The following is a 26692-nucleotide window of genomic DNA, read 5'->3' on the forward strand; positions in this document are numbered from 1 at the left end:
CGTGCTTTCTGGTAATTTAGTATAATTTTAGTTATTGAGTTGCGAAGGGTGTAGTGTTTCTTGTGACGAAGGATTTCGATGAAGAAGAAGCTGCTTATGACGCCAGGGCCGACCTCGACTCCGTCCGAGGTGTTGCTCGCCATGGCAAAACCGATCATCCATCACCGGACGGAGGAATTTAAGGCCATCCTCAAGGAAACAAACGAGGGTCTGCAGTACCTTTTCCAGACGAAAAACCCGGTCGTAATGTTTTCCGCCTCGGGCACGGGCGCGATGGAGGCGGCAGTAGTCAATCTCCTCTCCCGCAACGATTTGGCGCTGGTTGTTCGCGGAGGCAAGTTCGGCGAGCGCTGGGGCGAGATCTGCGAGGCTTACGGCATGAAGCCCCTTTATATCGATGTCGAATGGGGGCATGCGGTCGATCCGGTCGCCATCCAGTCTGCCCTGAAAGAGCATCCTGAGATAAAAGCCGTCTTTACTACATTATGTGAAACAAGCACGTGCGTAAGAAACGATATTGAGGCTATCGGCAAGACTGTGGCCGACACGGCCGCTGTGCTGGTGGTCGATGCCATCAGCGGCTTGTGCGCGGACGATCTGAAAACCGACGAGTGGTCGGTGGATGTTGCGGTCTCCGGCTCTCAGAAAGGAATCATGCTGCCGCCGGGCCTGTCATTTGCATCGATCAGTCCGAAGGCGCAACAGCTTATAGTCAATTCAAATTTGCCGAAATTTTACCTGTCCTTTCAGAAGGCGCTCAAAAGCCTCGCGAAAACAGATACGCCCTTTACCTCTGCCGTCTCGCTTATTTACGGCCTCAGGGAAGCCATCCGAATGATCCGAGCCGAGGGTATCGCCGAGGTGATCCGGCGTCATTCGCGTCTGGCGCGCGCGACGCGTGAGGCCGCCGAGGCTCTGGATTTGAGCCTCTTCTCAAAAGCGCCTTCCAACGTCGCTACCGCCGTGCAGATGCCGGGCGGGATCGACGCGGATGTTCTCCGCAAGAAGCTGACCGGCGCGTTCGGCATCTCTTTCGCGGGCGGCCAAGACAAATTGAAAGGAAATATCATTCGCGTCGCTCATTTGGGATATTGTGCGGAATCGGACGTTCTGACGGCTGTTTCCGCTCTTGAGATAGTGTTAAACAAGATGGGCTACTCAGCCAAACCGGGCACGGCAGCCGCAGCGGCGGAACGTGTCTTCACACAACAGCTATGAATGAGAACAAAAACAGAAAACAGGTTCAGGCCAGGATTCTGGTAAGCGATCCGCTGGCCGAGCAGGGGATCACCTTCATCAAGAGCCACAACGGCTTTCACGTAGACGTGAAATCAAAGCTGGACGCAACCGAATTGCTCTCGGTTATTCCCGCATATGACGCCCTTATCGTGAGAAGCGAAACCAAGGTGACCGAAAAGGTGCTCGAGGCCGGGAAGAACCTGAAAGTTGTCGGTCGTGCGGGAGTCGGGCTCGATAACATCGATGTGAATGCGGCTACCAAGCGCGGCGTCGTCGTTCTGAATGCGCCTGGCGGGAACACCATATCAACCGCGGAACACGCCGTCTCGATGATGCTTGCTCTTGCTCGAAACATACCGCAGGCGTGCTCGTCCGTAAAATCACGCAAATGGGAGCGCAAGCGTTTTACCGGCACAGAGGTCTATGCCAAGACGCTCGGAATAATCGGACTCGGACGCATCGGCGGCGAAGTCGCCCGCCGCGCTCACGCGCTCGGCATGAAGCTGCTCGGATACGACCCGATCATTTCTCCGGAAAAGGCGCGCTCGCTGAACGTTGAACCGGTCGATCTCGATGATCTTATTCGGCGGTCGGACTTCATTACCCTGCATGTTCCTTTGACCGACCAGACAAGAAACCTCATTTCCTCGCGCCAATTCGCCATAATGAAGGACGACGTGCGCATCATTAACTGCGCGCGCGGCGGTATCGTGGACGAAGTTGCTCTCTTACAGGCTCTGGACAGCGGCAAAGTGGCCGGCGCCGCGCTCGACGTTTTCGAGAAGGAGCCGCCGCTCGACAGTCCGCTGCTCGATCACGATCGCGTCATCGTTACGCCCCACCTCGGGGCGTCTACCGAGGAGGCCCAGGTCAGCGTCGCATGCGAGGTGGCCGACCAGGTGATCCGCGCGCTTCGGGGCGAGCCCGTCCCGTTTGCGGTGAATGTGCCCCCGATCGATCCGGAAGCCTATCGCGAACTGAAGCCGTATCTTGATCTGGCGGAAAAGCTCGGACGCTTTCAGTCGCAGTATCCTCTCGGCAACGTGCGCGAGCTAGTGGTCGAGGTATTCGGCGAAATTGAAAATTATGATCTGCGCCCGATCCGGACCGCCGTTATCAAAGGGTTTCTGGAAGTCTTCCTGCATGAGAACGTCAATTACGTCAATGCTCCGGTATTATTGGCCGACAGAAAGATCGCCGTTACCGAACGCAAGGGAAAGATGCTCCGCGATTATGCAAACCTGATAACGGTTCGCGCAATCACCGACCGCGAAGAAAATTCGGTGGCGGGAACCCTCTTCAGCCTCACCACGCCCCGCATCGTGCGGCTGAACGAATTCCACGTTGATATCTGGCCGGAAGGGGTGGTCCTCATCTGTCTGAACGAAGACAAACCGGGGATCATCGGCGGGCTCGGCACGCTCATGGCAAACAACAACATAAATATCGGAGCGATGACGCTCGGCAGGACAAAACGCGGCGGAAAAGCCGCCACCATTCTCAATCTCGATGCCGAGTTGACAGCAGAGATTCTCGATGAAGTAAAAAGCGTAAAGTATGTGAATGATGCAAAAGTCGTGATCCTCTAGCTCCGGATAAATGTTTTGGCATCCCGCGGCAGAAGAATTGAACCTTTCTTTTAAAAAAATCCTGGTGACCGGCGGCGCCGGCTATATTGGCAGCCATACAGTCAAAGAACTGCTCCGGCAGGGCTGTGACACGGTCACGCTCGACAACCTTTCTACCGGCCACCGCGAATCAATATGCGGAGGCGTGTTCGTCGAGGCCGACCTCCGCAACCTGCAAGCATTGCGTGATACCCTTTCTTCACATCGCATCGATGCCGTCATCCATTTCGCCGCTTCCTGCTACGTGGGCGAATCGGTGAAGGAGCCGATAAAGTACTATGAAAATAATGTGCTGTGCGGAATGAACCTGCTGAGCGCGATGGCCGAACGAAATGTGCGCTACATCATTTTCTCATCATCGGCCGCAGTTTACGGAAATCCGGTGCAGGTGCCGATCCCGGAGGAGCATCAGCAACTCCCGATAAATCCGTACGGCCAGACGAAGTCGCTCTTCGAGGACATCCTGAAAAGCCACGAGCGGCTTTACGGCATTCGATCGGTGAGCTTGCGCTATTTCAATGCGGGCGGCTGCGATCCTGACGGCGACATCGGAGAACACCACGATCCCGAGACGCACCTGATCCCGCTGGTGCTCGATACCGCGCTCGGCCGTCTCCCGAAGATTTCCATCTTCGGCGACGACTATCCGACACCGGATGGGACCTGCATCAGGGATTTTATCCATGTTACCGATCTGGCCGACGCTCATATCCGGTCTCTGGAATATCTGTCCGGCGGAGGAGCGACCACCGCGCTCAACGTCGGCACCGGCAAAGGATATTCGGTGAAGGAAGTAATTCGCGCGGCCGAACAGGTATGCGGGCGCTCCATCGCTCACACCGTTTCCTCGCGCCGGCCCGGCGATCCTCCGGTCCTCGTCGCCGCCGCGGATAGGATCAGGCGCGAGATCGGATGGGAACCACGTCGCTCTTCCCTTGAAGAGATTTTGGAAACAGCATGGAGATGGCAGAAAAAGCTGCGGAAAAGCAGCGACAGGGCCCGTCCTTCTCACTCCGATTGACCGCCAAACGGCGTGCATGGGTTTTTGCCGCGGCCGCTATCCTGTCGGTTCTTGTTTATGCGAATTCGCTGAGAAACGACTTCGTATGGGATGATAACGATCTCATAGTCGATAATCCCGCAGTTCATTCATTGTCGCATGTCCCCTCCTTCTTCACCGGCCATTTCTGGTCACAATCGAATCAGCCGAGTGCGCGCGGTTACTACCGGCCGGCGGTATTGCTCTCATATGCGCTCGATTACGCGGTCTGGGGAAAGAATCCGGCCGGCTTCCACCTCACAAACATGCTTCTTCATTCGATCGCGGCGGCACTGGTATCTCTATTGGTTCTGCAACTGACGGAAAAAGTCGCGGCCGCTCTGGTCGCAGGCGTTTTCTTTGCCGTGCTTCCGGTTCATGTCGAATCGGTTGCCTTCATTTCCGGCCGAACAGACGTCCTCGCCACCGTTTTTGTTCTCCTATCTCTGTGTCTGTACCTCGCCGAGCGAGAATCCGGTCGTCTCTCCTACAAGCTGCCGCTTGCGCTCCTGCTTTTTGGCGCCGGATTGCTTTCGAAGGAAGTGGCGGCGGTGTTGCCGCTTTTGCTGTTGGCTGTTGAGACAGCAAAGCCCGCCGCAGTGCCGGCGCGAAGAAAGCTGCTTCTTCACACGCCGTTCTGGCTGATACTTGCGGGATACCTGGCGTTGCGGTTCGGACTCCTGCACATCAATCCCCGGATAGAAGGCAGGTTATCCGCGATCGAGGTACTGCTGACGATGCCGTCGGTCGTGCTCGATTACCTCCGCCTGTTAGTGGCGCCGGTTAACTTGTGCGCCGACTACGTCGTGAGAGTGCAACGCTCGATTACCACAGCAAATCTCGGTGCACTCGGAATCCTTGTTCTCGGAACAATCGCGGTGTTTTTTCTGTTGATGAAGAAACAGCTTTTCGGGCTGTTCCTTGTCTGGATTCTGCTGTGCCTGCTGCCAGTGCTCCAGATCGTGCCGATCTCGGTGCTCAAGGCGGAACGGTTCCTGTATCTGCCTTCAGTTGGATATTGCGCAATCGTCGGCCTGCTAAGCGCTTCTATTCTCGATGACGGCGGCCGCCGGAAAAATCAATTTGCCATGATAGGGCTGTTGATTCTTGTCGTTCTTTTTGCTTCAAAAACGAGGAGCCGCAATTCGTGCTGGCGGAACAGTCTCACCCTCTACCGGAGCACTGCCGCGTGCGCGCCCGACAATTTTCGCGTGCAATACAATCTGGGAAATATCTATTTTCGACTGGGACATGTGGAGCTCGCACTTGCGCACACACGGACAGCCTATTCATTGAAACCGGATTTTTCCCCAATCCCGTACAACCTCGGCGTTATGTATGAGGCGGCGGAAAGAAAGGAAGACGCCGAGCAGATGTATCGACAGGCGATCAGGCTCGATCCCGATTATGCGCTTGCGCATAATAATTTGGGGGCTCTCCTGTTCAGTCGAGGAGAATATCAAGAGGCTGAAGCGGAATGGTTGAAGGCGCTTTCGCTCGAGCCTGACTTGGAGTCGGCGAAACAGGGACTGTTGCTCTTGCATAGGTACAATTCCGGCGGTCGCGAAAAATGAAGCGTGCGCAAGCATCTCGGAGTTGCCTTATCAGCAAAAACTTTTTTGCAGATGAAACGTTTTCCGCCCGGCTTCGTGTCGGAAAGTAGAAATACCAAGGAATTCCCCAAGCGCGCTCTCGTTGCGTTCAGCGGTTGTTTTCCTTATAATTGACTGAAGAAATCAATCCACGGGTTAATGGAGAAACAGTAGATGGCAACAGTTGGTCGTAATGAACCCTGCCTGTGTGGCAGCGGCAAGAAGTATAAGAAATGCTGTATGGCAAAGGACACATCAATTAACTTGCAGGAGTTCAGGTCTGCCAGGGCCGAAGAAAGCCTCAGAAACCAGATTCTCAAATTCGCCATGAGTGCACGGTTTAAAGATGAAATGGTAGAGGCTTACTCCGTCTATACCAGCGGGAAAGCGCTCCTCCCAAAACAGGACCCGCTCGATAACATTCGTTTTCTCGATTGGTTCATCCACGAGCACGTGCTTTCGAAGGAGAGCAAACCGGTTATGCAGTTGTTCGGAGAGGTTCGGGGCAGGTATCTTGATGATGATCAGAAAAAACTGCTCGATGAATGGAAACAATCCAGACTGGGAGCATTCGAGGTCGAGAAGGTTGAAGAGAATGTCGTTTCGCTTATCGATGTTTTCACCGGACAACAGCATTCAATAGAAGACGAGACCGCGCGCGAAGAAGTGAAACAAGGGGAGGTCATCGTTGCGCGCATGACGAGTTCCTGGGGAAAGCAAAAGCTCGGCGGCGCTCCGATTATCCTGGCGCCCGAAAAGAAACAGAAATTGATGGACGAAGTAAATGCGGCCTTCGAGAAGCATAAAGAAGAACATCCCGATTCCGATATTTCGCAGTACCTCTCAACGCATGCGCACGTCCTTTCGACGGCCGCGGCGGACTTGCACGGATGAAATAGGAGATGCTTATACGTTTCGGCAGGAGCGAAACCCGCTCCTGCCGATTTCTTTTATGCTTTGGGCGTGCGGCGTTTTTGTGCTGTCAGTGCGGAACAGACCGCAGTCAACCCTCATCGCTCGTGCAAGCCCCTCCGCATTCCTTCAGATAGGAAAATCAAATTTTTGCCCCGTCATCCGTTTTCTTATATAATCATCTCACCAATCTCAGCCAAAAACCCTTTGTCCGGGGGCGCGCTTGAAAACAAAAGACATCGTCGTCATCGGCAGCATCAATATGGATTTGGTTGTCAAGGCCAGCCGGTTTCCACGGCCGGACGAGACCATGGCCGGTGAAACCTTTTACACGAGTTACGGCGGCAAAGGCGCCAATCAGGCGGTAACTGCCGCCCGGCTGGGTGCGCCGGTCAGTTTTGTCGGTTGTGTCGGCGACGATCGCTTTGGCGAAGAGATGACACAGCACCTTCGCGATGAAGGCGTGAACACGAGTTGCGTGCGCCAGGTGAGTAATTGCTCGAGTGGGACCGCTCTGATCATCGTGGACTCCGTGGGAAGAAACCAGATCATCGTCGTGCGGGGCGCGAATAAGGAACTCAATGCGGAGGACATCCGGTGCGCGCAGCCGCTTATCGCTTCGGCCGAACTCGTGGTCATCCAACTGGAAATACCTCGCCCCACCGTTCATTGCGCAGTAGAGACCGCGCGCAAATCGAATGTTCCCGTCATTCTGAATCCGGCGCCGGCGCCTGCCGGACCGTTCGATCCGGGCCTGCTGGAACAGGTTCACATCCTCGTGCCCAACGAGCTCGAGGCCGAAGCGCTCACCGGTCTCGATCCGCAGTCGCCTGATTTCCCTGAAAAAGCTCTGCAGGCGCTCCGTAAACAGGGAGCCGAGAAGGTAATCATTACTCTGGGCGATCGCGGAGCCGTTTTCTCCGACGAAGACAAAATCCAATGCGCAACTGCATATACTGTTCGAGCTGAGGATACCACCGGCGCGGGCGATGCATTCGTCGGTGCGCTTGCCGCGGGCTACTCTTTTTTCCCGAGTTTCGCCAAATTAATTCGGTTCGCTTCCGCGGTGGCCGCGATTTCCGTGACAAGAAGAGGAGCGCAATCTTCGCTTCCCGCTCGTGCCGAGGTCCAGACGTTTCTCGAAAATCATGAGCCTTCCTTGCTTCCCGATTTTTGTGCAATGGAAACCAGAAACATCGAAAGGGAGAAGAAATGAAAGCGGCAGTTATGAAGGACAGGCGGAAGATGGTCATCGAGGAGACACCCGCCCCAAAGGCCGGCCCCGGTGAAGTCGTCCTGAAAATGAAATACGTTGGAATCTGCGGCTCGGACCTGCATCTCTATACCACCGGGCTGGTGCCGCCGGATACGATCATGGGACACGAATGCGCCGGCATCGTCGCCGAAGTGGGAGACGGTGTCGAAGGATGGAAGATCGGCGACAGGGTCGGTATCCATGGAGGACTTTACTGTGGGAAATGCTTCTGGTGCAGACGAGGCCAAACCAATCTGTGCCGCGAGGTCGGCGGCATCGGCCTCGGCGATATGCCGGGCGGATACGCCGAATATCTCAAGGTGTTTCCTTCGATGCTGCTGCCGGTGCCGGAGAAGATGCGCCTCCGCGATGTGGCGCTGCTCGATCCATTTTCCACTGCGTTCCATGCCGTTCGATTATCCGGATTCCAGATCGCCGACACAGTCCTTATCATGGGCGCCGGACCCATCGGCTTGTGCGCCTTACAGCAATTGAAACTGGCAGGCGCAAAGGTAGTCTGCGTGACTGAAAGAGTCGAGGCGCGCGCCCGTGCGGCGAAGGCTTTCGGCGCCGATCTGGTGCTGGACCCGACTGATGACGTATCGGGGAAGCTTGCCGACCTGACCGATGGAGTAGGCGTAGATTTCGTCTTCGAATGTGTCGGTATACCGGACACAACCCAGGAGGCGTTCAATCTGGTCAGGCGCGCAGGCAAAGTCGTTCTTGTGGGTGTCTGCATGGACCTGGCAACCGTACATCCTGTCTTGTGGGTGATTAATGAAATATCGATGCAGGCAACGATCGGTTTTGTCAGAGAAGACCTCCTCAGCTCAATGAAGCAAATCGAGAAAGGGGTCTTGAGAACAGATGGATTGGTGACCGAAACGATTTCGATTGAACAGCTTCCCGACGCTTTCGAACGGCTTCTGTCGCCAAATAATGAAATAAAAGTTCTGGTCGAGTTCGCTGATTGATCAGGAGGACAGAGAATGGCGATTCCGGTCGATGTCGTAACTTTCGGTGAAACGATGATTCGATTTTCACCGCCCGATCATCAGACCTTCGAACAAGCGACCACCGCCAATGTTACGATAGGCGGCAGCGAATCGAATGTGGCCGTCGCCTTGTCCCGTCTCGGAGTGAAGACCGCGTGGATTTCCAAGCTGACAGATAACCCGTTGGGAAAGAAAATCTATACTTCAATTGCCGCCCACGGTGTCGATCTTTCCGGCGTCGTATGGATCTCGAGGGGACGTAACGCAACCTATTTTGTGGAACTTGGCAAACCGCCGCGCTCGCATCGCGTCACTTACGATAGAAAGGCGTCGGCCATCAATACACTTCAGCCGTCGGAAATAAATTGGTCGCTGTTCAAAGGCGCAAAAATCGTTCATCTCACGGGAATAACCGCCGCATTAAGCAGCAACTGCCGCAAGTTGGTCGAAATGATGATAAAGCGAGCCCGTAAAGAAAAAGCCCTCGTTTCCTTCGATGTTAACTATAGGGCCAAACTCTGGAGCTGCAAACGGGCCGGCGAAATTCTTTCTCCGCTGTGCCTTGGCGTCGATATCCTTTTCGTCAACTATGAAGATGCAGCGAATGTCTTCGGCGCGCGCGGAGCTCCAGAAGACGTCCTGAAGAATCTGCAGTCGCGCTTCAATGGCGCCGCTGTCGTGCTCACCGTTGGTAAAGACGGCGCATTCTGCAGACACAAAGGCCAAATATTCCGTTCTCGCACGTTTCTGGCGGTGGAAACGGATCGCGTCGGCGCGGGCGATGCCTTTGCAGCGGGATTCCTCTTTGGATTCTTGAATCGCGACGTCCAATACAGCCTTGACTTTGCCTCCGCTCTGTCATCCCTCAAATTCACTATTCCGGGCGATCTTGCATGGATCTCACGCGCTGATGTTGAAGGAATCCTCCAGAACGATCGACCGGCTATACAGCGCTGACTGATTGCGGGCTGACTGCAACTGGTCGGGAAAAACGAGGACTTTAGAAAATATATCGGTTTCTTGACAGGAATATCGAGGGAGAAGATTGAACTGTGGATGTAGCTTCGAAATGAATGACAGCGACCCAACTCTTTACATCGAAATTTCCGATTCGTCTGCGCGTGGATTCCGTATGTAGTAATCTTGAGTCCATCTTATTTAAGCGACACTCGTTTTGCTTGCTCTTTCCGTTACCACCAACAATCTGCCGCAATATTCACACGTGCGAATGAAATTCTTGTACCGCAGCATCTCATGCGAATCCGGATACACCATTTGGCAACCGCTGCAAACCCCGTTCTCAAGCACCGCTACGGCCGTCCCTTTCCGCTCCTTCAGTTTTTGATAACGTTTGAGCAGCGTCGGGTCCAAGTGCTTTTCCAAAGACCGAAAATCCTTCACTTTCCCCACTCCATTGCCGTTCTTCTCCAGCTTATGAAGTTTCAAAAGGATCGTTACCTGCGGATTCATTTTCCCTTTCATTTTTGTATTTCCCTCACTCGATGATAATATGCGTTATGAAATTATTCTGTACCGAAACCTTCTCTAAAAATAACACATTTATTTTTTCTTGCTCACCTGCCGTGCGAAATGTCTCCGGCGAACTTCAAGTTGCTCATCCTGTTTATTGTTTACTAAACAATTATAGTCCCCAGTTTTGCCTTTGTCAAGAGGATTCTGAAGAAATATCATACCAACTTTACCCCATATTTCAAGCCGTTGCCTTGGCTAAACTTGCAAAGTCGCCCGTGCTTCCGGTAGAATAAACTGTATGATAATGTACAATACTTTCGGTGGTGGTATCCGTTGGAACCAGTGTCGACATCGGCGATGAGAGACATAACCAGGCTATCCATTATCCTTGTTATCACCGCAGCGATAACAGCGCAACATTACCTTGTAGGCGTGAGCCACGAAAACATGGAACTACACAATATACATTACTTGTTGTACTTCCTGCCCGTGCTGATGGCCGCCATCTGGTATGGTTTGATCGGAGGAATTTCTGCCGCCGTTGCGGTCAGCATATTGTATGCTCCTGTTGTGCTCGGACCGATGGGAAGACATGTCTTCACCTCGAACACCCATAAGGTGCTGGAACTGGTCATCTATAACGTGGTCGGGCTTGTGACAGGATTGCTTTCCGAACGGGAACGGCGCGAGCGAGAAAGCTATCGCCGAACGGCTGAAAAGCTTCGGGCCGCATACGAGCAGCTTCATGAACAGACAAATATCATGATCGAGACCGAGGAGCAACTGCGGAAGGCGGAGCGGCTAAGCACTTTGGGGGAATTGGCTGCAGGAATCAGCCACGAGATTCGAAATCCGCTTGCATCAATAAGGGGGACCGCTGAAATTCTGCAGGATATCACAACTCCTCAGGAGAAGCGGCAGGAGTTCGCGAAATTAATGTTGCACGAGGTTGATCGACTGACTCGTGTTGTGGAGAACTACCTTCGCCTTGCACGGTTTCAGCGATTGAACCGGGAAAAAGCAAATATGAAGGAAATCCTCTCACGCATGCTTCAGATTGTCGAATCGCAGATGAAACGAAAGAATATCACAATCAGTACTGAGTTCGCTCCCGATCTGCCGGAACTCGATCTTGATGTCTCACAAATCGAACAGGCGCTCCTGAATCTTTTGCTGAATTCTGCGGCGGCAATGCCTGATGGAGGCACATTGAGTCTTGCGAGCTACCTGAGAAAATCCGATGGCGCCGGAGGTGTTGTCGTTGAAGTAAAAGACACAGGGGCGGGAATCGCGCCGGAGCATCTCTCACGTGTTTTCGAACCTTTCTTCACCACCAGGCAGGACGGAACCGGACTGGGACTTTCCATGGTGAAGCGCATCGTGAAAGCTCACGGAGGTTCAGTCGAGGTTTCAAGTGAAGTGGGGCATGGAACTTGTGTCACCTTGTTTCTGCCTGACTCGGAGGACAGCCGATGAGACCAGAAAAGATTCTGCTGGTCGATGACGACGAGAGCCTTCGCAAGGTGCTGCATTATAATCTGGAACAGCAAGGTTTCATCGTGTTTCCCGCATCAGACGGCAGCGAAGCATTGCGTCTGTACGACGAGCACGAGCCAGATCTGGTTATCACCGACATAAAGATGCCGGGCCTCGATGGAATCGACCTGCTGAAGGAGATCAAGCGGCGCGATTTGGAGAAGCTGGTAATCGTGGTCACCGCCTTCGGCACTATCGATAATGCGATCGAAGCGATGAAATTGGGCGCCTACGACTATATAACCAAGCCTTTCAATCGAGATGAATTGAAGCTGGTCATCCAAAAGGCCCTTGATCTGAAGCGATTGCGCTCGCGCACCTCACTTTTGCAGGCGCAACTGGTGGAAAAATTCAGTTTTGAGAACATCATCGGCGGAAGTTCGAGGATGGCGCAGGTTTTTGAGATGATCAGGCGGGTAGCCCCCAGTGACGCAACCATCCTGATAAAGGGGGAAAGCGGAACGGGCAAAGAGTTGATCGCGCGCGCGATCCATTATAACAGTCCCCGGGCCGGCGGCAATTTCGTCGCAGTCAACTGCTCGAGCATTCCTGAGAATCTCCTTGAGAGCGAGCTTTTCGGCCATAAAAAGGGGGCTTTCACAGGGGCCGTAAGCGATAAGGTGGGAAAATTCGAGCTGTCAAGCGGTGGAACCATTTTCCTGGATGAGGTGGCCGATTTGCGCTTTGATCTTCAGGCGAAACTGCTGCGCGTACTTCAGGAAAAGGAGATCGAGCGCGTCGGCGATCCAAAACCTATCAAGGTCGATATTCGAGTGGTTGCCGCTACCAATAAGGATCTCGATGAAATGCTCAAGAACGGCGATTTCCGGGAAGACTTGTACCACCGGATACACGTTGTTCCCATTGTGCTCCCGCCGCTCAGGGAGCGTAAGGATGACATCCCTCTCCTCGTTCACCACTTCAAGAACAAGTTCAGCGCAGCGGAATGCAAGATCGAGCCCGACGTGATGATCGCCTTTAGTCGCTACTCCTGGCCCGGCAATGTGCGCGAACTGGAAAATGTGCTTCAGCGCTCGATTTTGCTGCGGAAACACCCGGACCGCCTGACCGTTAAAGATCTTCCCGATAATATTCTCAATGCTGAACAGCGACTCGACTTCCTGCTGAATGTACCGGAACAAGGTTTGAACCTGGATGATGTGGAGAAAGAACTCCTGCTCTATAGCCTTCGCAAACACAACTGGAACCAGACGCGTTCGGCCAAGTTTCTGGGGATCACGCGCCAGGCATTGATCTACCGCATGGAAAAATATGCGCTGAGGGTGGAGAAACCGGAGCAAACAGAAGAAAAAGAATAATCGAATTCCGGATATCTCCCGCTAATTGGGAAAAAATTTTATTGAAAACGTAAATTAGGACGTGATATAATCGCGCGACCACAAGAAAATTCGGATGGCGCAAAAGCTCTTGCGACTTGCCTCGAACAGAATCAGGGGGGTGTGGTTCTTTCAGTTTGCGTTCAGCCGAAATCGGCAAGAAATGAGCTGATTGGGCCGGTGGAAGGCTATCTGAAGATAAAGGTAACCGCGCCACCCGTTGAAGGCGCCGCAAACGAAGCGTGCCGAAAGTTGCTCTCAGATGTTTTCGGTATTGCGAAGGGGCGCGTCCAGGTTATTTCCGGCTCCAAATCGAGGGGGAAAAGGATTCTCCTTCAAGGACTGGATGCCGCCGCTGTTGTAAAGCGATTGGAAGACCTGCTGCGGTTGGCATAGCTTACTACTCACGAAAGAGGAGAAGAATCAAGTGGTTGATCTGGTTCAGAAGATACAAGAAACGACCGCTTCAATTAGGAAAAGGACCGACATAAAACCAGAGATCGGAATTATTCTCGGCACCGGGCTGGGCTCGCTGGTCAAAACCATAAAAGGGAAAAAGGCGCTTCCGTACGACGAGCTCCCGAACTTTCCGGTTTCGACAGTGATGAGTCACGAAAATCAAATGGTGTTCGGAAGAATCGGCGAACACCCCGTTGCAGCCATGCAGGGCCGCTTTCATTACTACGAAGGCTATACGATGCAGGAGGTTACCTTCCCGGTGCGCGTCATGAAGGCGCTCGGTATCAAGACGCTCGTGGTTTCCAATGCCGCCGGCGGCATGAATCCTCAATTCAAGTCCGGAGATTTGATGGTAATCAGCGACCACATCAACCTGATGAACGATAACCCGTTGCGCGGCCGAAACGACGATCGGCTCGGCCCGAGATTTCCCGACATGTGCGAACCCTATGATAGCGGCCTCATCGACCTGCTGGAGAAAGTCGCGCTCGATGAGAAAATTCCTCTGAAGCGCGGCGTCTATGTCGCAGTGCCCGGCCCGAACCTCGAAACAAGGGCCGAATACCGATTCCTGCGATCCATTGGCGCCGACGCCGTGGGAATGTCCACCGTCCCGGAGGTCATTGTCGCCGTGCATGCCGGACTCAAGGTCCTCGGCATAAGCGTCATCACCGACGAATGCTTTCCCGATGCCTTGAAACCGGCTAACATCGATATAATACTAAAGGTTGCGGCCGAGGCTGAACCCAAGCTCGGCCGACTCATCAGTAAAACCATTACGTCCATGAAATGAGAAATATGTCTGAAAAAGGGAAAGGAGGTGAAATGATGGTTACATTTGTAGCAAGAGTGCTTCTGATCGTTTTCAGTGCTTCCATTGGATATGTCATCGGAAACACGTTCGGAGTACTTCAACCCTGGCATTCGCTGCTCGGAATGCTCCTCGGTGGTGCGGTGGGATTCTTTATCATCGGCATCGAGTTCGTCATCAAGAACTTTTCTTTTGAAGGGTTAGTCGCGCCAACAGTAGGACTCATCCTTGGAATGGTTACTGCAAGCTTCATCGTCGGATGGCTCGACCTCGTGCTTCCAAGCTCGTTTGTTGTGTTCAGCAATATCAAGCACTTCTTAACGATAGTGCTCATGCTCTTCCTCGGATATCTCGGCTTCACCGTCGGACTCAAGCAGAAGGGCGACCTGAGGATTCTGCCCGCCCCAACGTTCGGCCGTAATTCCCTGACCTCGCCGAAAGTGCTTGATACGAGCGTTATTATTGACGGACGCGTGGCCGATATCTGCAAACTTGGCTTTATCGAGGGCTCACTCGTTATTCCGCGGTTCGTCCTTGCGGAATTGCAGAATATCGCCGATTCGCCCGAGCCGCTTCGCCGTACCCGGGGAAGACGCGGACTCGATATCCTGAACGAGATACAAAAACAGGTGGCCATCGACGTTCGCATCAGCGAAGTCGATTATCCCGAGGTGCGCGAGGTAGACTCGAAGCTCGTCAAACTCGCGAAACAGCTCCGGGGAAAAATCGTCACCAACGACTTCAACCTGAACAAGGTCGCACAGTTCCAGGGAATCGAAGTGCTGAACGTCAACGACCTGGCGAACGCGCTGAAGCCGATCGTACTGCCGGACGAGGATTTTATCATCAAGATCATCAAAGAAGGCAAAGAATCCGGACAGGGTGTCGGTTATCTTGATGACGGAACGATGGTGGTCGTTGAAAACGGCTCCAAATTGATCGGCAGAGAAGTAAAGGTGACTGTTACCAGCGTCCTCCAGACGTCGGCTGGTCAGATGATCTTCACCAAGATCAAATGAACCCGTTGAAGGCGCCCTCCGCCCAGCAAACTGCGGCTTCCCCAGACGCAAGTGAGGCAACCCTTTATTTTCGGGCCGCCGCAATCGTGCCGGCCGCCGGACAGGGTATTCGTATGCGCCTGGGAAAACCAAAGGCGTTGCTGCCTCTGCTCGGTCGCCCGATGCTCGGATGGACCCTCGATCCTATCCAACAGGTGGGACTGTTCTCGAGCATCCTCGTTGCATGCCCGCCCGGAGAAGAAACCGCCTTTCACGATTCGCTTGCGCCAGTTTTCGGTTCCGTCCGCTTTGTCGCCGGAGGTAGGACCCGTCAGGAGTCGGTCCAGAATTGCCTCGAACAGATTCCGGTCGACTACGATCTTGTTGCCATTCACGATGGCGCACGCCCCCTGGTAACCCGGGCGCTTCTTCGAGATACCCTAACCAAGGCCGCCCAAGTAGGGGCTGCGGTCGCGGCAGTCAGAAGTAAAGATACAGTAAAGGAATGCAACGAGCGGGGTGTCATCGAACGAACGTTTGTTCGAGAAAACCTGCGCCTCGTGCAGACGCCGCAATGCTTCAGGCTCGAGTTGATCCTGCAGGCTTATGAAAAAGCCAGATTCGATCTCTTCTCCGCTACCGATGATTCGGCTATCGTCGAACGACTCGGCGTCGATGTGCATGTGGTCGAGGGATCATACGAAAATATCAAGGTAACTACTCCGGAAGACATCATTGTCTGTGAAGAGTTGCTCAGAAGGAGATAACTATCGTGAGGATCGGCTTGGGCTACGATATCCATCGTTTGGCGCCATCGGAAACCGGGATCATACTCGGCGGCGTACAGATACCGCTGAACAGGCGTTTGGTCGGGCATTCCGACGGTGATGCACTATGCCATGCAATCATCGACGCACTGCTCGGAGCCGCGAATCTCGGAGATATCGGCCAAAAATTCCCGGACACCGATTTGACATACAAGGACATCTCGAGTCTTGAACTTCTGAAACGGACGGCTGCATGGCTGCGTTCCGCTGGTTTTGCCGTCATAAATATCGATGCCGTCGTCGTGGCCGAGGTTCCGCGCGTGGCGCCCCATAAGGAGGAGATGGCGCGAAATATCGCCGCCATACTGGGCATCGACCCTTCTCGGGTAAGTATCAAGGGAAAGACAGCGGAAGGTCTGGGGGCCATTGGCGCGGGTGAGGCCCTCTGCGTTCACGCCGTCGCCTTGGTAGAAGAGGAAAAATGAGCGAAGTGCGCGTCAGATTTGCGCCGAGTCCGACAGGCTACCTGCACATTGGCGGTGCGAGGACGGCGTTGATCAACTGGGCGTTCGCCAGGCGTCATGGCGGCATCTTCATATTGCGCATTGAGGATACGGACGTGGTGCGTTCGACCATGGCGTCGTTTGAATCGATCATTGCTTCCTTGAAATGGCTGGGGCTGGAGTGGGATGAGGGCGCCGAGAAAGGCGGTCCGTATGGTCCATATCATCAATCGGAGAATTTCGCCAACTACAAACAGAAGGCGGATGAGCTGCTGAAATCGGGTCACGCTTATCATTGTTATTGTCTGCCGGACGAACTGGACGAAAGACGTAAGCTGGCGCTGAAGGAGGGGGGGCCGTCCGGATACGACAAGCGGTGCCGAAGTCTTTCGGCGGCGCAGGTGGCTGAGTTCGCGAGCAAAGGAAGACAGCCGGTAGTGAGGTTCAAGGTGCCCGACGACCGGTCCATTATCGTTGACGACATCGTCCGCGGACGCGTCACGTTCGCACGCGGCATCATCAGCGACTTTGTCATTTTGCGAGCCGATCAGACGCCGACTTTCCATTTTGCCAACGTGATCGACGATTTGCGGATGCGGATTACACATGTGATCCGGGGAGAAGACCACCTCTCGAACACTCCGCGCCACGTGCTGCTCTTCGAGGCCTTTGGCGCGCGCCCGCCGAAGTTCGCCCATCTCTCGCTGATACTCGGCCCCGATGGCGCGCGTCTGAGCAAACGACACGGCGCGACGGCGGTCGAGGAGTTTCGTGATGCCGGCTACCTTCCTGAGGCGCTCGTCAACTGGCTTGCGCTCCTCGGTTTTGCGCCGCCGGACGGCAACGAAGTTTTCGGCATGAATGAATTTGCTCAGGAATTCGATCTGAACGTTCTGGGCAAAAGCGCGGCGATCTTCGACCGCGCCAAGCTCGACTGGCTCAACGGCACGTACATTCGCAAGATGCCGCCCGAGCGGCTCGGACAGCTCTGCAGGCCGTACCTCGAGCGGGCGGGCTACGATATGTCCGCATATAGCGATGCCGCTCTCGGCGAAATCGCCGTCTCTATCAGAGGAAACATGGCAGTGCTTTCCGATAGCGTCGAGCAGGCGGCGCCGTATTTCAAGACCATCGAAGATCTCCTCGAAGCGGACGCACGCGAATATCTGAAAGCCAATGCTGTCTCGAGGGGTGTTCTGACTGCGTTCGCGGAGGAGTTGAGGAATCGGCAGAAAATTGAATTGACCGATGTATCGGCAATTGGAAAATCCATTCAGAAGACCACAGGCGTGAAAGGCAAAGAGCTGTATATGCCCATCCGCGCCGCCGTCACTGGCAGACTTCACGGCCCCGAATTGGCGAAGGCGATTCCACTGCTGGGCAAAGAGAAATGCCTGCAACGCGTCGAGCGGGTGCTGGAACTGCTTTGATGCTGTAACCTGCAGAAAAAACTTGCATTCAACAAAAGGCTCTGGTAGAATTACGCCCGATTCAGTGATCGCAAGAAGTTGCCTCAAAATATTGGTTCGAGTTCCACGAGGGCGAATCTCAGGGGAAAGGATAACAGGGGGTGACGTCGAAGTGACTAAACAAGAACTTGTCGACATCGTGTCAGAAAAGAGCGGCCTCACCAAGAAGGAAACTGGAACGGTCGTTGACATAATCCTGAATACCATAACCGAAACCATGAAGCGCGGCGAGAAAGTGTCGCTCGTCGGTTTCGGTACGTTCGACATAAAACGGCGCAAAGCCCGTGAAGGCCGCAATCCCGCCACGGGCGAAACAATTCAGATAGAATCGCGAGTCGTGCCCTCGTTCAAAGCCGGCCGCCAGCTCAAGGAAGCGCTGTCCTAACGCCTTCTGAATCGCGGCTGCTCTTTTCTTCATTCGGAAAGCTTCTCAGTCGGGGTATGCCCCGGGAAGGCCTGTTATCGGGGGCGCTTCGGGTGATGTGGTGACCATGGATGGAAAAGCACCCAGGAAGATCTACTTCTCCATCGGAGAAGTCAGCGCGATGACCGACATTCCTCAGCACGTGCTCCGCTATTGGGAAGACGTATTCCCCACGCTCAACCCGCCGAAACGGCGCAATGGCAGCCGGGCCTATCGCCAGCAGGACATCGAAAAGGTGCGCCTGATCAAGCGCCTGCTCTATAGCGAAGGCTACACCATCCGGGGCGCGCGCAAGAAGCTGCGCGATGAAAAAATCGAGACCGAAAAAGCGGAGAAGGCGCACACGTTTTCCGATGCGCTTTCCGATGTCGAGAGACGGCTGCAGAATATCATCGAGATGCTCGACTCGGGCGTCTGACAATCTTCAACCTGCCCTTTTCCTGATGCGGCGCCGAATCTCATTTTGCATTTCAAAATACCGCCTTCGGTTCATCTTGGACGGGAGTGGTTCAAGTTGAAATGCAAAATGGATGATAGGGGAGTGGAAAGAACGCAGAGTTGAGCATCTTGCCTTTGGACAGAAGAACAATCTGAAGGTTCAGGAAGGCTACCGGTTCTTTTCGCCTTCAGCTTGAGTTTTGCCTCAACGTGCGATACAATAAGCTTGAAAGACACCATCGGGGCGTGGCGCAGTTGGTTAGCGTGCTTGACTGGGGGTCAAGAGGTCGCTGGTTCAAATCCAGTCGCCCCGACCCAGGCAGATCGTTGATCTGAGGCCACTTGGGAAGCAGCCCGAGTGGCCTTAATCCTTTCCAGTAAGAGATATGACCCATCTCCTTCTTTACGTCATCGACCGACTCGTGAAAGGTTCCGACGGCGATGCACCTGATAATGTAAACTACGATATATAAAATATCCGGAACCCGAGAACAACTGGTTATGTGAGCCTGAAGTGCTTTATCTGGTAATCCGGGTTATTCTTGTAAACTTGAAACCGCGGCAGCGGAAGCAGCCCGATTCCAAAGGAAACCTTCAAGAGATAGAGCGCCGTCCGGCCATAGAACGCGATTTTGCCGGGCAAGCTCTGCATCTGTCCCGTTAAGAAAAAGAAGGACGTCCAGAATTTTGGGGGACATCCCTCGAGTTGCATGGCTTTATCAAGATGCTTGTTGTACTTGATGGCGCAGTTGCCGAACAAGAGTGTGCGCGGCGAGTTGCGTTCCTCCTTATAGCTTTTCCCAAAGATTATCCTCAGATCGTTAAAATCCTGGTTGCGGCTCAAGGCGGCGAGAAGCAGCGACGGCCCCGACAGGTTGGCGAAACATTGCGAGCATGCGGCGTCGGTAAAAGCCAGCACCTCGTAACCGGTGTGTCCTGAAGCCGGCATATCCTCGGCCGCTATCGAGCGCCATTCGAGATATTTAGTATGATCCTCGACTCGCTCCCCCCTGACTTCGATCGCATCCGGCTTCTCGAGAACGTCCATTCTTTTGTGACGCTCGGCATAAATCCTGAGATGTTCTGATTCAGTCGGTTTCGCTCCCAGCAGGCGAGCGCCCACGGCGTCGGCAGCCAGGAAATCGGTTGAGGCCACAAGTATCCCGCGGGCGCGGCCTGTGCCGATGGTGGCGTCGGGACCCTTCTCCATCGCGTAGATGCCGTCAATGATGACCAGGTGCTGCGGCACGGCTTCCACCAGACGGGAGATACGGTAATGAATGGTGCCGTGTTCCCCATGGAAATATCTCTTCGAGGCCAGGCTCATGCAGCCTTTGAGGTTCTTGCTCGAGAGGGAAACCCTCGTGTCCTGGTGCGTCTTGAGGACAGGCAAATTAATGAAAAAGTCGGTGTCAAGGGCCGCCTCCGCAATGTTCATGGGGACGTCCTCAACCATGATCTTTTTGTGAGGTCCCGCGTTGAAATCGATCAGCTTGACTCCGTACTTCCTGGCCAGCCGATCGAAATGAATCCATTTGTAGCCCTTCATGGTATTCGTGCCGAGTTCGTCGGTGACGGTGCCTTCTCCGATGCTGATGTCTCTGACGCCGAAATCCTTCAACGCGCGCACCGTCCCCTCCACAACTGCCGTCGTGGTGACGGTTCCGTATGGCGGGATGAAGCCGCCTCCCGCCGTGCAGATGTTGGGCTTGAGCAGGACCCTGTCGCTCGCCTTGAGAGCCTTGAAGCCCTCGCACATTTGAATCGCGTTCGCCACCGAACCAACGTCCGTGTACCGTACGATAGAAACGATCGGTTTCATTATGCCGTACCTCCCCACTGATAAATAATGCGAAATACTCGCTTCTACTTTCCCATATCCAGCATCAAGTCCAATATTCTGAAATACGACTTGTAGGCATTGATTCCGAGATACATGACGGATGCGGAAGGAACGCCGAAGACGGCCTTGTTTATCAACATGTGGTCGGTTAATTCGGTCTTCTCACCGGCCATCAACTCGGCAAGCATCTTGCCGGCAAGTTGACTGAATGTAACTCCATGTCCGTTGTAGCCCATGCTGTAATATATGTTCCGGTGTTTGCCCGTCCTGCCTATTGACGGCAGGAAGTCGAGTGTGATGCCGATCCGCCCTCCCCACTGGTGAGTCACCTCGATGCCCTTCAGGAAGGGGAACGTTTTGATCAAGAGTCGGAAGTGACTCCGATACTCGCTGGGACGGTGGCTGTAGTCCCGATCCACACGGTAAAAGTATAACGCATCGTTATCGATAAAAAGGAGTCGGTTGTCGGCCGTGAGGCGCCCCATCCAGAACAGGTTCTTTTGGTTGAAAACGGCGAATTTCCCTGCCCAGCGGAATTCATCCATCTGTCCCTTCGTCAGCGGTTCAGTAACAATATTATATACGTAAAAGGGCAGCACCTTGTACCGGAATAATCCGAGAGGATTTTCATAAGCATTTGTCGCCATGACGATGGTCGCCGCTCTCACGTGGGCTAACGGCGTGTATAATGATATTGTGGATCCGGGCTCCATGTGGGCGCAGTGGGAATATTCATAGACCTCGACACCGAGGGATTCCACTACTTTTCTCATCCCGCGCACGAATTTCGCAGGGTTAAGCTTTCCCTCGTCCGGCGAATAAAGGCCCGCGAAGGCATCGAGCGCTCCAAGACGGCTGTGAACCTCCTGTCTTTCAAGCCATGTCACCGGCGCGCCTGTTTCTTCGCAGGCCCGGGCTTCTTGCTCGAGCAGCTTCATGGCTTTACCATTCTCGGCAATGACCAAGCGCCCGCTCCTCTCGTAATCACAATCGATGCCATGTTCTTTAACCAGTTCTTCAAAAAGCAGGAAACCCTGAGCCGCAAGCTGTTGGAGCCTCGCCGCTTTTTCTCTTCCATGCGTCTTTTTCAGGAGGAGGGCGCTGTTGCCTAGCATTCCGGTTGCAATGCCCGAGTTGCGGCCGGAGGACCCGAATCCTATGAATTTGCTCTCAAGCACGATGACCCGTTTCTCGGGAAATCGTTTCTTGATAAAGTAAGCAGAGGCCAGGCCCGTGAGCCCCCCGCCGACAATGGCGACGTCAGTCTTAAGGTCTCCCGTCAAAGAAGGCCCTGGCTCATAGGGTGCATCCAACCAAAGGTTATCTCGTGCGGTTCGCATTGACCGATTTCCTCTCTTGCATCAGGGTATGGAAAGAGTAAATGGCGATGCCCTTATCTCCCCTGGGAAGAGCAATTGATTTGATTATGCCGTCCCTCCCCATTGGCAGACGCGGCTGACGGCTTCCGCTGCGCTCGCCATCGCTCCTTCCATGGCGGAACCGCCGAAGACGTCACTTACAAACGAAACCCCCTTCAATTGCTCGGCCTTCTTTTTGAAATCCAAAATTCGACGATGAGAGCCGACAGGGTATCGCGCCGTCGCATATGGATGACGAAATACTGTAGCTTCCTCGACCCATTTGGAAAAGCCCGGAACCATAACCTCGATGTCTTCCTGCGCTTTCTTTAGGATTTCATCATCCGGTTGGTCAATGAGGTTCAACGACAGCGGATGGCCGGACCATCCGGTCAGTATGCTCTTACCGCTCGGCACCATCTCGGGAACCTTGGCCCACGCATCGATTGCAAACCAGAACGTCTTCTTCAGACCCGGGTCATTGAAATAGTTCCAGACATCCTTGCGGAGCGGGCGGTCAAGATAAAAGACCGGCATCGGGAGCGGCGCGTAAACGATCGAGTCAAAAAACTCTTTCTGTTCTTCAAGCTCTTCAGGCATGAGACGAGACGCCGAAGGCGGCGCTACCGCCACAATCACGTGCCCGGCCTTCTTGATCGTTCCTTGTTTCTCCATCTGGACTCCGACAATCCTGCCTTTTTCCGCTACCAGTTGCCGCACGGGCGATTCATATTGTACCGGCAATTGCCTGGCAAGTTCCTCGGTGAGAGAGCTCACGCCGCGCGTCAGACTAAGAAAATCGGTCAACATGGTCATGCGAAATTGATGGAGGTAATGGTACAGGTTGATCCATTCCGGCATCCCCGTATTCTCGCCCTGGCTTACGACGGTGACGATGTAATCCCTTATCGGCTGGTCCTTGCGGTTCGGGTACAGGTCGAGCGGCATCACGTTATCATACTCAGGGATGTCTCTCGCTATTCGATACATCGGGAAGCGCTTGCCCAACAGAAAATACTTGATGAGAAAGCAGTAGAGCTGCAGGTTGCCTCGCACACCGAGCATCTTCATCCAGGGGTCTCGATGGCCGAAAAGTTGAGTCGAGCCGTCTCTGAGAGAGAATTGGGTTTTTCCTTTGATGGGGCGCCATGAATGGCTTAGATTGGCCGCATCCGCCAGCTCGAATGCGTATCGGTAGTTGGAATGATAAAATTGGGCGCCGACGTCCACGCGGTCTCCCTTGCGCTCCAGGAATACCATGCGTCCGCCCGGCCGATCGGAACCTTCGAGGATCTTTACTTCATAGCCTCTCTGGCAGAGCCAATAACCGGCGGCAAGGCCGCCGATGCCAGCCCCGATGATAATCACTTTTCCGCTTGCCATTCTTGTTTCTCCTGAAGTGTCAGAGCGAGATACAATATAATGGTTGTAGTACCAATGCCGCGCCCGCCCAACTCAAAAGTTGAAAAGCCACAATGTCGATCACTCCTTTTCCCGGAATCAGATCCAGATGCAGTACAGGAGCAAAACGATCGCCCCGATGGTTCCCCAATACTTGAACAGCTTGTCCCCCATGTTCTTGAACATCGCGAGGCTGACAAGGTAATTGCACAGATACATCCCCGTGATGAGGAGCGCCAGCGACTTCGGCCACGACGAGCCTGACAGCAGTCCATACAAAACAACGGCCCAGCAAGCAGCCATTATTATCTCGCTGACGCCGAACATCCAGAGCACATTCTGCGAGATACCCATCTTCTCCGGATTCAGTATTCCCGTAAAGACGCTGAAGGCCGCGACGGCGAAACCTATGATGCCCAGAATGGGGATCCCATATGAAATCAGCGACATTTATCTTCTTCTGTTCCCATGGTTTCTCAATTCTCTTGCCCGGGCTTGAGATGATTGAGAAATAATTCTGCGATCTTGTCGTTAATTGCTTCGACGGGTGTCGCCATGGGATTGACTACCCAGAGCATGGTTGTTCCTTCAAGGCTTGCGAGCATCGTATTGGCCGTAACCAGGGGATCGACTTTGGCGAAGTCTCCCGACTCGATCCCCTTGCGTATGATTCCGGCAAGCCTGCCGATAATCTGTCCGTAGCAGTCCCTTAGAGCCTCAGCGATGGACTCGTTGGTCTTGGACAGAACCCAAAACTCCACCCACGCACGCGAGAATTCCATGTTGAAACGATTGAGATCCAGAAACCACGACCAGAAGAATTCCATCTGTTCGGTGGGCGACTCGCGCTTTTCGAGGCCTTCGGTGAACTCTGCCAGGTAGGTTTCGAGCACGTGGCCCAAGACACCCAGAACCATTGCCTCTTTGTCAATGAAATAGTGATGTAGGACCCCCTTGCTGACGCCAGCGGCCTCGGTTATTTCACGTGTCGAGGCATTTGCGAAGCCTTTCTTTGCCACGACTTTGAAAAATCCGTTGATGATCTGCTCTCGTCTGATATGCGCAATGCTCTTTCTACCCATTTCATCTCCTTGGAAAGGCGATTAATATATAGGGCGCCCTATAAATATATATCACATCCCTCGCCTCCTGTCAAGTACTGATAGGCTATTTCCAGCCCTATCAAACTCGATATTGAGGTCATGTATCCATCCATGATTCCACTGCAGAACCCCCTTTGGTAGGGCCGAATTCATTCGGCCAGTCTTGAATGTGCGAATAAATTCGCACCTACCATAGCGCGGTTGAACCCGAGAGTGGGAGTTTTGCAGCAGAATCCAGCCATGATTCATGCAACTGCTTGACAATCGAAGCCGCAACACAAGTTCAAATCTTCAGCAAATCTTCAAATAGTCATCGACCGATTCCTGCGCGAAGAGTTCGTCATAAAATCTTCACCATTTCGAATTCCAGGAAGATGTCCTTAACGGAGGACACACTTGAAGTATAGCTTTGCAGCAGGTAGGCGATCATTACGGGCGCAGGATTTCAATTTGTGAGCAGTCAATCCTCGCTGCGTACTCAGCAGGAAGCAGCAAGCGAATGAGAAATTTTCGTTCCGGCCCAAACTGTGGCCCAAGCCGACGAGTTTTGGGTTTTTTTGTGCTATTTGTTGCGAATGCTCTGAACCTCTCGTACTGAATTCCGGAGAAAGTTACTCCTCTCGGTGAGCTAGTTTTCATTGGCGACAAACCGGTACTTTCTGATATGCTATTTTCTTATAGGATATCCATTCCTGTGGTCTGCCCAATTCACATGGTTCATGGACCAATGTTTGACTATTATATGGGAACTGGATTTATAAGGCATGGTAAGGGGGCGCGCTGATGAAACTGACCGACGTAAAGACCTACGTGATAAGAACCGACCCTCCCAATTGGGGGGGACCACTGTGGTTTTTCACAAAGCTTGAAACCGATGAAGGGATCGAAGGTTGGGGTGAAACCGCAATACTGAGTTGCCTGCACGGCCTTGAAAAAAATTATGAAGTCACGGTCAAGGCAATATTTGACCGGCTGCTGAAGGGCCAGGATCCCATCAACAGGGAGCCGCTCTATCACATGCTCTATACATCACTGACGTCGCAGCATCCCGATTATGTCGCCTTGGGACTCATCAGCGCGTTTGATGTCGCCCTTTGGGACATTTGCGGCAAATACTATAATGCACCGGTCTACAATCTGATTGGCGGCAAGTGCAGGGATCGAATTAGAACATATACCTACATCTATGATCTGGAAGCAACGGATAGCCTGTTTAACGCAGTCAAGGACTGGTTCAGCAATCCGGCCAGATTGGGCGAACACGCGGCCAGACTGGCGGATGAAGGTTTCACCGGCGTGAAGTTCGATCCTTTGTGGCAGGCTGGATCGGGTCAATTCAAGAATCCTCCCTGGGAAATTTCCCAATTGGAATATGATCACGCCGAAAAGGCCGTTGCCGCTGTTCGCGAAGCGGTGGGCAATAGAGCCGATATATGCATCGGCACGCATGGGCAGATCACGCCTGCTGCGGCGCGCCGTCTGGCCAGAAGAGTGGAAAAATATGATCCGTTGTGGCTGGAAGAGCCTTGCCCGCCCGAAAATTACGCGGAGATGGGAAGGATTGCCCAGAGCACTTCGATTCCGATAGCGACGGGCGAGCGTCTGGTTACGGTCTATGAATTTCAAAATCTCATAAGAGAGAACGCGTGCGCTATCGTGCAGCCCGATCTCGGCAGTTGCGGCGGAATAACCGCCTGCAAGAAAATCGCCTCACTTGCGGAAGCGAACTATGTGCTCATGGCGCCCCACGTGTGGGGAGGACCCATAATCACGGCGGCTGCGATTCAGATAGCCGCCAATATTCCGAATTTCCTTATTTTGGAGAGCATCTACAAGTCCCGGAACTTTTTTGATGTGATTGTCAAAGAACCGTTTGACTGGGAAAACGGCTATCTCAACTTGGCCGACAGACCGGGCATCGGCATTGAACTCAATGAAGAAAGCCTGGAAGCCCACCGCGGAGCGCTCGAAGAGGGAGAGTGGTTGTAGCTTTCGGTTCTTGCCAAGGGCCTGGCTGATCCACTGATGATCAAAACGAACTGTGCGGGATTGCCATAATGCAGTATGAGCCTGCTCATTCATCCTCGAAACGTGCATTTTGTCATGCAGGGG

At 53.6% G+C, this 26692-nt stretch carries 25 protein-coding genes and 1 tRNA gene; 20 read left to right on the forward strand and 6 right to left on the reverse strand.

The annotated features are described in order from the left end of the window. Nucleotides 1-78 precede the first annotated feature (78 nt). The 8 genes from C4520_01935 (at nucleotide 79) to C4520_01970 (ending at nucleotide 9617) form a co-directional block, all read left to right on the forward strand. A complete protein-coding gene (locus C4520_01935; protein ID RJP25658.1) occupies nucleotides 79-1218 on the forward strand; it encodes an alanine--glyoxylate aminotransferase family protein in 1140 nt (379 codons plus the stop codon). After that, nucleotides 1215-2828, forward strand: a complete 1614-nt coding sequence (locus C4520_01940; protein RJP25659.1) for a phosphoglycerate dehydrogenase — start codon at nucleotides 1215-1217, stop codon at nucleotides 2826-2828. Before C4520_01935 ends, C4520_01940 begins: the two co-directional genes overlap by 4 nt. Before the next feature lie 10 nt (nucleotides 2829-2838). Next, nucleotides 2839-3888 carry a UDP-glucose 4-epimerase GalE gene (gene galE, locus C4520_01945; GenBank protein RJP25660.1) on the forward strand — a complete coding sequence of 350 codons (1050 nt, stop codon included), beginning with the start codon at nucleotides 2839-2841 and terminating at the stop codon, nucleotides 3886-3888. Next, the gene (locus tag C4520_01950; GenBank protein RJP25661.1) at nucleotides 3825-5480 is read left to right on the forward strand and encodes a tetratricopeptide repeat protein; all 1656 of its coding nucleotides are present in this window, start codon (nucleotides 3825-3827) and stop codon (nucleotides 5478-5480) included. The genes galE and C4520_01950 overlap by 64 nt, the downstream gene beginning before the upstream one ends. A gap of 192 nt (nucleotides 5481-5672) precedes the next feature. Then, nucleotides 5673-6392 (forward strand): SEC-C domain-containing protein, encoded by a 720-nt coding sequence (locus C4520_01955; protein ID RJP25662.1) that lies wholly within the window; start codon nucleotides 5673-5675, stop codon nucleotides 6390-6392. A 241-nt stretch (nucleotides 6393-6633) separates the two neighbouring features. Further along, a complete protein-coding gene (gene rbsK / locus C4520_01960; GenBank protein RJP25663.1) occupies nucleotides 6634-7626 on the forward strand; it encodes a ribokinase in 993 nt (330 codons plus the stop codon). Continuing rightward, complete coding sequence (locus C4520_01965; GenBank protein RJP25664.1) at nucleotides 7623-8639, forward strand: hypothetical protein; 1017 nt, start codon at nucleotides 7623-7625, stop codon at nucleotides 8637-8639. The genes rbsK and C4520_01965 overlap by 4 nt, the downstream gene beginning before the upstream one ends. Before the next feature lie 15 nt (nucleotides 8640-8654). Beyond that, the gene (locus C4520_01970) at nucleotides 8655-9617 is read left to right on the forward strand and encodes a sugar kinase (GenBank protein RJP25665.1); all 963 of its coding nucleotides are present in this window, start codon (nucleotides 8655-8657) and stop codon (nucleotides 9615-9617) included. Between the two features lie 201 nt (nucleotides 9618-9818). On the opposite strand, the gene C4520_01975 is transcribed toward C4520_01970, so the two are convergent. Then, a complete protein-coding gene (locus tag C4520_01975) occupies nucleotides 9819-10142 on the reverse strand; it encodes a hypothetical protein (GenBank protein ID RJP25666.1) in 324 nt (107 codons plus the stop codon). 348 nt (nucleotides 10143-10490) lie between these two features. Here C4520_01975 and C4520_01980 point away from each other — a divergent pair, with 348 nt between their 5' ends. The 11 genes from C4520_01980 (at nucleotide 10491) to C4520_02030 (ending at nucleotide 19192) form a co-directional block, all read left to right on the forward strand. Continuing rightward, nucleotides 10491-11609: a DUF4118 domain-containing protein gene (locus C4520_01980; protein RJP25667.1), complete on the forward strand. Its 1119-nt coding sequence runs from the start codon at nucleotides 10491-10493 to the stop codon at nucleotides 11607-11609. Next, nucleotides 11606-12988, forward strand: a complete 1383-nt coding sequence (locus tag C4520_01985) for a sigma-54-dependent Fis family transcriptional regulator (protein RJP25668.1) — start codon at nucleotides 11606-11608, stop codon at nucleotides 12986-12988. Before C4520_01980 ends, C4520_01985 begins: the two co-directional genes overlap by 4 nt. Before the next feature lie 69 nt (nucleotides 12989-13057). Beyond that, complete coding sequence (locus C4520_01990) at nucleotides 13058-13402, forward strand: DUF167 domain-containing protein (GenBank protein ID RJP25669.1); 345 nt, start codon at nucleotides 13058-13060, stop codon at nucleotides 13400-13402. A 31-nt stretch (nucleotides 13403-13433) separates the two neighbouring features. Then, the gene (locus C4520_01995) at nucleotides 13434-14258 is read left to right on the forward strand and encodes a purine-nucleoside phosphorylase (protein ID RJP25670.1); all 825 of its coding nucleotides are present in this window, start codon (nucleotides 13434-13436) and stop codon (nucleotides 14256-14258) included. Nucleotides 14259-14293: 35 nt separating this feature from the next. Beyond that, the gene (locus C4520_02000) at nucleotides 14294-15295 is read left to right on the forward strand and encodes a TRAM domain-containing protein (protein RJP25708.1); all 1002 of its coding nucleotides are present in this window, start codon (nucleotides 14294-14296) and stop codon (nucleotides 15293-15295) included. Then, nucleotides 15292-16041, forward strand: a complete 750-nt coding sequence (gene ispD / locus C4520_02005; protein RJP25671.1) for a 2-C-methyl-D-erythritol 4-phosphate cytidylyltransferase — start codon at nucleotides 15292-15294, stop codon at nucleotides 16039-16041. The genes C4520_02000 and ispD overlap by 4 nt, the downstream gene beginning before the upstream one ends. Nucleotides 16042-16046: 5 nt before the next feature. Beyond that, nucleotides 16047-16526: a 2-C-methyl-D-erythritol 2,4-cyclodiphosphate synthase gene (locus C4520_02010; GenBank protein RJP25672.1), complete on the forward strand. Its 480-nt coding sequence runs from the start codon at nucleotides 16047-16049 to the stop codon at nucleotides 16524-16526. Further along, complete coding sequence (locus C4520_02015) at nucleotides 16523-17974, forward strand: glutamate--tRNA ligase (protein ID RJP25673.1); 1452 nt, start codon at nucleotides 16523-16525, stop codon at nucleotides 17972-17974. Before C4520_02010 ends, C4520_02015 begins: the two co-directional genes overlap by 4 nt. Nucleotides 17975-18125: 151 nt before the next feature. After that, nucleotides 18126-18398 (forward strand): HU family DNA-binding protein, encoded by a 273-nt coding sequence (locus tag C4520_02020; GenBank protein ID RJP25674.1) that lies wholly within the window; start codon nucleotides 18126-18128, stop codon nucleotides 18396-18398. 97 nt (nucleotides 18399-18495) lie between these two features. Beyond that, nucleotides 18496-18855: a MerR family transcriptional regulator gene (locus tag C4520_02025; protein ID RJP25675.1), complete on the forward strand. Its 360-nt coding sequence runs from the start codon at nucleotides 18496-18498 to the stop codon at nucleotides 18853-18855. Between the two features lie 260 nt (nucleotides 18856-19115). Beyond that, a tRNA-Pro gene (locus tag C4520_02030) sits at nucleotides 19116-19192 on the forward strand. A 182-nt stretch (nucleotides 19193-19374) separates the two neighbouring features. On the opposite strand, the gene C4520_02035 is transcribed toward C4520_02030, so the two are convergent. The 5 genes from C4520_02035 to C4520_02055 form a co-directional block, all read right to left on the reverse strand. After that, nucleotides 19375-20697: a DUF362 domain-containing protein gene (locus C4520_02035; protein ID RJP25676.1), complete on the reverse strand. Its 1323-nt coding sequence runs from the start codon at nucleotides 20695-20697 to the stop codon at nucleotides 19375-19377. Between the two features lie 44 nt (nucleotides 20698-20741). Beyond that, a complete protein-coding gene (locus C4520_02040) occupies nucleotides 20742-22058 on the reverse strand; it encodes an FAD-dependent oxidoreductase (protein ID RJP25677.1) in 1317 nt (438 codons plus the stop codon). 84 nt (nucleotides 22059-22142) lie between these two features. After that, nucleotides 22143-23459, reverse strand: a complete 1317-nt coding sequence (locus C4520_02045; GenBank protein ID RJP25678.1) for a hypothetical protein — start codon at nucleotides 23457-23459, stop codon at nucleotides 22143-22145. A 117-nt stretch (nucleotides 23460-23576) separates the two neighbouring features. Further along, nucleotides 23577-23927, reverse strand: coding sequence for a hypothetical protein (locus C4520_02050; GenBank protein RJP25679.1), 351 nt, complete (start codon nucleotides 23925-23927; stop codon nucleotides 23577-23579). Nucleotides 23928-23953: 26 nt separating this feature from the next. Beyond that, entirely contained in the window at nucleotides 23954-24559 is a 606-nt protein-coding gene (locus C4520_02055) for a TetR/AcrR family transcriptional regulator (GenBank protein RJP25680.1), read from the reverse strand. An 804-nt stretch (nucleotides 24560-25363) separates the two neighbouring features. On the opposite strand from C4520_02055, the gene C4520_02060 reads away from it, so the two are divergent. Further along, nucleotides 25364-26569 (forward strand): mandelate racemase/muconate lactonizing enzyme family protein, encoded by a 1206-nt coding sequence (locus tag C4520_02060; protein ID RJP25681.1) that lies wholly within the window; start codon nucleotides 25364-25366, stop codon nucleotides 26567-26569. Nucleotides 26570-26692: the final 123 nt, after the last annotated feature.

Source organism: Candidatus Abyssobacteria bacterium SURF_5, assembly GCA_003598085.1.
GTDB lineage: Bacteria > Abyssobacteria > SURF-5 > SURF-5 > SURF-5 > SURF-5.